Source organism: Stieleria sedimenti, from assembly GCF_025060895.1.
GTDB classification, from domain to species: Bacteria; Planctomycetota; Planctomycetia; order Pirellulales; family Pirellulaceae; genus Stieleria; species Stieleria sedimenti.
The window spans coordinates 1-6,329 of record NZ_JANZKV010000377.1 but is presented as its reverse complement, the minus strand read 5'-3'; the positions used below and the strand labels follow the sequence as shown (position 1 = coordinate 6,329).

At 58.3% G+C, this 6,329-nt stretch carries 6 protein-coding genes; 2 read left to right on the top strand and 4 right to left on the bottom strand.

Going from position 1 to position 6,329, the window contains the following annotated elements:
* Positions 1 to 48: 48 nt before the first annotated feature.
* From NZK35_RS33950 to NZK35_RS33940, 3 genes are all read right to left on the bottom strand, one after another.
* A complete protein-coding gene (locus tag NZK35_RS33950; RefSeq protein ID WP_259636970.1) occupies positions 49 to 1,086 on the bottom strand; it encodes an aldo/keto reductase in 1,038 nt (345 codons plus the stop codon).
* 298 nt (positions 1,087 to 1,384) lie between these two features.
* Positions 1,385 to 2,431, bottom strand: a complete 1,047-nt coding sequence (locus NZK35_RS33945) for a DUF6807 domain-containing protein (protein ID WP_259636969.1) — start codon at positions 2,429 to 2,431, stop codon at positions 1,385 to 1,387.
* Entirely contained in the window at positions 2,428 to 4,005 is a 1,578-nt protein-coding gene (locus tag NZK35_RS33940) for a sulfatase-like hydrolase/transferase (protein ID WP_259636968.1), read from the bottom strand. The genes NZK35_RS33945 and NZK35_RS33940 overlap by 4 nt, the downstream gene beginning before the upstream one ends.
* Positions 4,006 to 4,113: 108 nt before the next feature.
* On the opposite strand from NZK35_RS33940, the gene NZK35_RS33935 reads away from it, so the two are divergent.
* Entirely contained in the window at positions 4,114 to 4,797 is a 684-nt protein-coding gene (locus NZK35_RS33935) for a sugar-binding protein (protein WP_259636967.1), read from the top strand.
* Positions 4,798 to 4,854: 57 nt separating this feature from the next.
* On the opposite strand, the gene NZK35_RS33930 is transcribed toward NZK35_RS33935, so the two are convergent.
* Positions 4,855 to 5,961, bottom strand: a complete 1,107-nt coding sequence (locus tag NZK35_RS33930; RefSeq protein WP_259636966.1) for a quinone-dependent dihydroorotate dehydrogenase — start codon at positions 5,959 to 5,961, stop codon at positions 4,855 to 4,857.
* 238 nt (positions 5,962 to 6,199) lie between these two features.
* Here NZK35_RS33930 and NZK35_RS33925 point away from each other — a divergent pair, with 238 nt between their 5' ends.
* Positions 6,200 to 6,328: a hypothetical protein gene (locus tag NZK35_RS33925; RefSeq protein WP_259636965.1), complete on the top strand. Its 129-nt coding sequence runs from the start codon at positions 6,200 to 6,202 to the stop codon at positions 6,326 to 6,328.
* The last annotated feature ends 1 nt before the right edge of the window (position 6,329 follow it).

The following is a 6,329-nucleotide window of genomic DNA, read 5'->3' as shown; positions in this document are numbered from 1 at the left end:
AGCCTGCACACCAACACGTATGCCTTACCATTCCGAATTGCCAGCGCACTAAAGACGCCGCAGGCCGTCTTCGGTCATCGGCGTCGGAATCTCGAAGTCGACCTCGTCGATGCGGGCCAAGATTTCGTCGGACAGAATCAGGTCGCGTGCTTCCAGCGATTCGTTCAATTGTTCGACGGACGTGGCGCCGATGATGGTTGACGCGACAAAGTCATGCTGGCGACTCCAGGCCACCGCCAACGCGGTCACGCTGACGCCAATGCCGCGGGCGATCTCGGTCAGACGGCGCGTGGTTTCCAGCGTGCGATCATTGACGAAGCGCTTGGCCATCCGTTTCTGACGTTCACCGTCGCCGGTCAGGTAGTCGGTAAAGCGAGCCCCAGGCGGCGGTCCATCCTGATACTTGCCCGTCAGCACGCCACCGCCGAGCGGCGAATAGGGCAGCAACGAAATGCCTTCGCGGCGGCAGACTTGTGCCAACTCACTTTCACAGCGACGGTTGATCAGACTGAAGTTATTCTGCACCGTCTCGTAGCGATCGACATCGTAAACGTCCGCCGCCCAACAGGCCTTCATCATGCCCCAACAGGTTTCGTTGCTAGCGCCGATGACACGGACTTTTCCTTCGTCACGCAGTTCCGTCAGCACGCCCAACACCTCTTCATACGGCATGCCGTGATCGGGCCAGTGGGTCTGGTACAGATCGATGTAATCGGTGTCCAACCGGCGCAGCGAATCTTCGCAGGCGCGGATGATTTGATTGCGATCCAACGCGGTTTTCCCGTGGCGAACCGGCGGCTTGAACCAGCCGTGCCCGGGACCGGTTACCTTTGTCGCAATGATCACCGAGTCACGCGGCTTGGTGCTCAACCAGCGTCCCACAATCTCTTCGGTCACCCCGAATCGTTCGGCCGACGGCGGCACGGGATAGATTTCCGCGGCGTCGAAAAAATCGATTCCGGCGTCGAACGCCGTGTCGCAGATGCGATGACTGGTGGGCTCGTCACACTGAAGCCCGAACGTCATCGTGCCCATACAAATATCGCTGACGACAATTCCACTGCGTCCAAGTCTACGTTGCTGCATCGATGTGCTCACTAAAAAGAATAACAGTCCATCCGACCGGCCATTCTTTTAACACGTTTGCCGACGATCCCCAACCAGTGGCGCAAGCTTCCAGCTTGCGGTCCTCGTTGTCCCCAACGAGGACCTAATGCCCGACCCCATAAATCGTGAACGGTGCCCACAATTTCGGTCGTGGAAACTCAGTCCGTGTTTCGAGCATCGCGAACCTGCGGAGGAGGAATGGCAGAATCATTGGGGGCAGAATCATGATTCAATCGAAGGCGGGGCAAAACAATGGGGGCAAAACGATCTCATTCTACTACCGCATCCGCTCCACCTCATACTGCCGATGCGGTTCATCTTGATTCGGTTTGCGGATTCGAAACCCCGGACGATTCGCAAACGCATGGTGGACCGATTCGGCGCGCTGCAGATCAACGGATCCTGAATGGGCATACAGCAGGTAGCGAAGGACCAGCGAATTCTCATCGGTGATTTCGATCGCGGTCTTCATCCCGGGTGACGCCCCCATCCAGCCGTCTTGACGAACATGCCAATGCGTCGGAAAGCCCGGATTGCTGGGGTGATCAAAATACGTGATCCCTTCCTCGACCAGCGTCCGTCCTTCCGGGGCCGGCACCGCGATCGGGCCGGAATAATCCATCCACCGAGACCGTTTTTCATGCAGGCTTGGTTCGCCTTGAACGCCGGCGTCATTGGTCAACCGTCCGCCTCCGAAGTAGGCGGACAGACTGGCGGCAACCCGGACGGCCAAGAAGCCGAAATTGGTTTGCTCCAATGTCACCTTGTCTCTTCCCTCGCCCGGACGAAACGTGAGCTGAAACTCGACGGCATGCTCCGCGGTTTCCCTGCCGTTGTCGATACCCATCAGCGCGACGACGACGTCCTGCTGCATCCGCTCGACGCCCTCGCCGTCGATCCACAACAGGTGTGTCGCCATGACGGCTTCTCCATCTCCATCGCGGTAACGGTACCAGTGTGTTTGTCGGATTTTCGATCCGCTGCCGTCGGCCCAAAAATTGACGCCGTCGACTTTGTGATGGGCAAACCAGACGGATCGGTGATGATCATGATTCTGGGCGCCCGGGTGCCCCATCCGCGTCAATGTTTCTCCCGACGGTCCGTTGAACGGATAAAAAAACGGTCGCGGGTACTGCTCGCCGTAGTGCCAACGCAGCTTTTCGCGACCGTCGATTCGTAGCGAGACTTGATGATCGGCCAGCGGCACGATCTCACACCGGGGTGGATGATAATCCTGTGCGATCGACGATCGTCCCATGACACAGATGGCCAGCACCATCCACCAACCCACACGGCATCGATTGCCGAACACACTGCGGTTCATTCTTCAGTTCCTTTCATCGTTTTGCGAATCTGCTCGGTCCCGACCGGCGGAAGCTGATCGACGAATCCCGCTTCGGTGCGTTTCAATTCATCGACCGTTGCGTTCCGCAATCGTTCCAATAGAGAACCGTTTGACGGGTGGTGCGCGAGATTAATCAATTCCTCGCGGTCGTTTTCCATGTCATACAACTCTTCGGTTTCACCGGCGACCAGATTACGGATGTACTTGTAACGCCCTTCACACAACATCACGTACCAGGGGACTCCTGGCCCATGATACAAGTCAGGATCATCGCTTGCGGGAATTTGATCGGTCGCCGATCCGTATTGCTTTGCAGTATGGACCAGCATGGCATGGTGATTCCAGTTTTCCGCCTTCGACTGAAATAATTCACTGAGATCAAACCCGTGCATCTTCCAAGGCAGATCGATTCCGGCAAAGCGAAAGAACGTCGGCGGCAAGTCGACGCCGCTGACCGGTTGCTCGATGACCCGTCCGGCACAACGACCAGCGATCTTTCCGGGCGGACGAATAATCAACGGCGCTTCGACCGTTCCCCGATACGGAGCGACTTTGGACTTGAACCCCTTTTGACCCCACGCAAACCCCTGGTCGGACGTAAAGACGACCAAGGTGTTTTCATCTTGTCCGGATTCCTTGAGTGCTTTCATCAGCCGGCCGACTCCCTCGTCGATGGCCAACACGCCCTGATGGTATTGACGAATCCAATCGGCGAGCGGGCGTCCAGGAATGTCCTTCATGCCGACGGGGCCTAAGTCGCGGACCTTGCGTTCAACCGGCACGCCGTCGGGGCCGGGTTCCCAGAACTCCATTTCGCGAACGTATTTCGGCTTTCCCGGCCGCGGCGGATAGACGTCGGCGGGGAACGGCACATCGATGCCGGGGTACTCGTTCCGATGTCGGTCAGCCGGCGTGAACGGTCCGTGCACGGCTCCGTAACAGAGCCACAGGTACCAGGGCTTGTCCGGCGTGCGGCCGTTGCCGTGAATGTACTCGACCGCCCAATGGGTGTAGTTGTCGGTGCTGTATCCTTTGGTCATCTTCGGCGGGCCGCCGTTCTTACTGATCAACTGGTTGTCGTAATAGTTCGGCGAATTCTGGGGGTGACGGGGCCGGTTCCAAACGATTTGATAATCCCAGTCGCGGCCGTAACCGGGATCGATCCCTGTGTGCCACTTGCCGATTTGAGCCGTGGTGTACCCGTTGGCACGGAAAACGCTGGGCCAGAACCGGCACTGGTTCGGATCGTAGTCGCTGCCGGGATATTGGCCGACCATCCGCATCGACTCGATCCCGTGCTGGTGCAACCCGGTCAACAGCGTGGCCCGCGAGGGCATGCACCAGGACCCGATGTAGGCATGAGAAAACCGGACGCCGGTCTTGGCGAGTTCGTCGATATTGGGCGTTTCCACCCAGTCAAACGACTCGGGATAGCACCCCACCGTTCGCGACGACTGGTCGTCAGTGTAAATGAACAGAATGTTGGGTCGCTCGTCCGCGGCGACACACGACGCACCCAAGAGCACCAGCACAAGCAAACGGAAATAGTTCATCGATTGGCCCCATTGGACGTCTTTTCGGACACAGAGTCTCCCCCGGCGACAGTATAACATCGATGGGCATTCCACTTTTCACTTCCCCTCGTCTTTGGAATTCCAATCATGAAGCGCCTGACATTACTTTCCGCCGCATGCCTCGCGTTTGTCAGCACGACCGTCGCCCAGGATGAGACGAAACCCAAACCACAGGAACCGACGATCGCGGCGATCCAGGGAACTCCCGAGATCGATGGCAAGGTCGACGAAGCGTGGAAGAAGGCGCCCCGCGTGAACGTCAACAAGGCCGTCGAAGCGTTACTAGCCGTCGACGAAGACGAGATGGCGACGGCGACCGTGCGTGTGCTTTGGGACAAAGAACACCTCTACACGCTCTGGCAGGTCAAAGACTCAAACCTGTCCGCAGACGCGAGTGATTCATGGGCCCAGGATTCGGTCGAATTCTTCTTGGATGAAAACCAAAAACGAACGACCTATTATGAATCCGACGACGCCCAATACCGAGTCAATTACAAAGGCGAACTGTCGGGCCAAGGCTCCGGATTCGACGAATCCAACTTGAAAGCGGCTGCCCGCAAAACCAAAATGGGATACGTCATCGAAATGGCGATCAAGATCCAGGGCGATCAACTTACCGCCGGCCGAAAGTTGGGCGTCGAACTGCAAGTCAACGACGACCCTGGCAGTGGAGAACGCGGCGCGGTCGCCAAATGGAATCACACCGACGACGATTCCTGGCAAGACACGTCAAACTTCGGCACCTTGGTTCTGCAGCCGGCTGCCGAGTAGGTATCGTGCGGGCCTTCGGCCCGGATCGCAAGCTAGAAGCTTACGCCACGGCATGCCCTACGACAAATCCACATCCGCACCCACGATGTCGTCGATATGCGAGACGCCGTCGTGCTCCAACAATCCCAACAGCCCGCGATTGATCCGGCGGACCACTCCCGGGCCTTCGTAAACCAACGCCGTCAACAACTGGACCAGCGATGCGCCCGCGCGGAGTTTGCGATAGGCATCCTCGGCGGTTGCCACTCCGCCGGCGGCGATGATCCGGTGACGCCGGCGATCCATTTGCCGGTACAGGCTGACAATTCGCCGGTCCATCCATTCCTTCGTCGGTGCTCCCGAAATCGCGCCGGGCCAATCGTTCCAAATCTCACGCGGCGTCGCCAAACCCGACCTCCGCCGCGACGACAAATTGAACATGAACCCGGCGACCGATTCGAATCCATCGACCGTCTGCAAGATTCGATCGATCGCTGCATCGTCCCAGTCCGGCGAGAGTTTTAGAAACAGTGGGACATCGATGGAAATCGATGCCAGTCGATCAAGCAACTCGCGGAGGTGGCCCGGGGTGTCAAAAAACGCTCGGCCATCGGAGGTGTTGGGACAGCTCAGATTCAGCATGAAATACGACGCACACTCCCGCAACGTATCGGCCGCGGTGACGTAATCCTGAAGAATCTCGTCGGGGCTGATCGCGTCCGAACACTCGCCATGATTGGTGTTGACCAGGTTGATCCCCAGCGGAGTGCTGATCGACTGGTCTTGCAATCGTTTCGCCACTGCGGCGGCACCGTCGTTGGGCAATCCGTAGTGAACGCAGATCGCGTGATCGATCGGCAATCGCCACAAACGCGGTTTGGCGTTTCCCGCCGAGGGGATTGCCGAAACCGAGCCGACTTCGAGGTGGCCGAAACCCAAGGACGCCATCGCCGCGACAGCGCGTCCCGATTTGTCGTACCCCGCGGCCAGCCCGAGCGGATTTTCGAAACAGATTCCAGCGACCCGGATGTTCAAACGCGAATCATCGACGCGATGCATCCGTGACGCACAGCGAAGCAAACCGGGGATTCCCGTGGCCGCCGCCCCCCAGGCGATCGCCTGATCGTGCGCCCACTCCGGATCAAAGCGAAACAACAGCGGACGAAGGAGACGTTGATAGATCATGGGGCGATCAGCGACCGTGGTTCACGGCGCCGCTTCCAAGACCTCAGGACTGAGTGAAAGGGCACTGCCGGCATGTCATTCTAACCGCCGGCTTCGATCGCGAAATGGTCCGCAAGGGGAAAACGGTCGGATCGGCGCCTGGGACCTGCGATCCGCCGGTCGTCCTTGGCATGCTCAACTGTTAGCATGTCATGGATCGGGTTTCTTTTGCTCGGCAACTTCCCACCGCTAACGATCCATGAACGCTTCCCAAAGACTCTTCGATCGATTCGACAAAGCCGGCCCGTCATGGTTGCCGATCATCGTGTTGTCCCTGATCGGCTTGATTGCCACCATTGCCTGTGTGCACGGGTGCATTCCCATTTAGT